The following is a 1,391-nucleotide window of genomic DNA, read 5'->3' as shown; positions in this document are numbered from 1 at the left end:
GTGGCCTACCTGCCGCAGCTGCTCGCCGACGCCCCCGCCGGCCGCACCCTCGCCGACGAACTCGGTGTGGGAGCGCGCCTGGCCGCGCTGGAACGGATCGAGGCGGGGGAGGGCGACGACGACGACTTCACCGCGATCGGCGACGACTGGGCGGTGGCCGAGCGGACCGTCGCGCTCCTGGCGGAGCTGGGCCTGCCCACGGAGCTGAGCCGGCCGACCGGTGCGCTGTCCGGCGGGGAACGCACCCTCGCGGCGGTGGCGGGCCGGCTCCTCGGCCAGCCGCGGGTGCTGCTGTTGGACGAGCCGACCAACAACCTGGATCGACGGGCGCGCGCCCGGCTGTTCGACGCCCTCGACCGGTTCACCGCCGGCGGGGAGCGGGTAGCGCTGGTGGTGAGCCACGACCTGGAGCTGCTGGAGCGCGTCGACACCACCGTCGAACTGCGGGCCGGCAGGTGCCGGGTATTCGGCGGGGCGTATCGCCACTACCGCGAGGTGGTGGACGCCGAGCAGGCCGCCGCGCTGCAGGCGCTGACGGGTGCGCGCAACGACCTGCGCGCCGAGAAGCGGGACAAGGCAGAGGGGGCCGAGAAGGCCAGCCGCCGGGCCGCGCAGGGGCGCCGCGTCCAGGCGGCGGGCGGGATGCCCAAGATCCTCATGGACGCGCGCCGGAAGTCCGCCCAGGAGTCGGCGGGCAGGCTGCGCACGGTCCACCAACAGGGTGTCGACCGGGCCCGCGAGCGGTTGAGCGAGGCCGACGACGCGGTGCGGCACGACGAACTGCTGCGGATCCCGATGCCCGATCCCGGGCTGCCGACGGGCCGGATCGTCCTGGACGCCGTGGACCCGGTCGCCGGCCGGATCCACCTCGCGGGGCCGGCGCGCGTGCGTCTGGCCGGACCCAACGGCAGCGGCAAGACCACGTTGCTGCGGCGGCTGTTCGGCGAGGGTGTGGCCGGTCGTGGAGGCCGTTCGGGCGGTTCGGGCGCGGGCCGGGGCGCCTCGGAGGCGGGCGACCACGACGAGGCCGTCCACGTGCCCTGGGCCCTGCTGCCGCAGGATCTGCGGGTGGCGCAGCCGGAGTGGTCGGTCGTCGACGCGATCCGCGCGGTCCGCCCCGAGGCGTCGGCGGAGGAGGCCCACGCCCACGCGGCGCGTTTCCTGTTCACCGGCGACGCCGGGTTCCGCAGGCTCGCGGACCTGTCCGGCGGCGAGCGCCTCCGGGCGGCGCTGGCGGCGCGGCTGTTCGCCCGGCCGGTGCCGCAGTTGCTGGTCCTGGACGAGCCCACCAACAACCTCGACCTCGACGGCGTGCAGGTGCTCGCCGACGCGCTCTCACAGTGGCGGGGGGCTTTGCTCCTGGTCAGCCACGACGACGGCTTCTGCGACCG

The 1,391-nt window shown here is 75.9% G+C and carries 1 protein-coding gene; it reads left to right on the top strand.

Annotation, left to right across the window (positions count from 1 at the left end; translation table 11 throughout):
• Positions 1 to 1,391 (top strand): ATP-binding cassette domain-containing protein (locus B4M60_RS07725; protein ID WP_291081936.1); only part of this gene is annotated, 1,391 nt, incomplete at both ends.

Source organism: Dietzia sp. UBA5065 (assembly GCA_002415925.1).
Lineage (GTDB): Bacteria > Actinomycetota > Actinomycetes > Mycobacteriales > Mycobacteriaceae > Dietzia.
The sequence above is the reverse complement of the archived record's forward strand: the minus strand, read 5'-3'. Positions and strand labels throughout refer to the sequence as shown.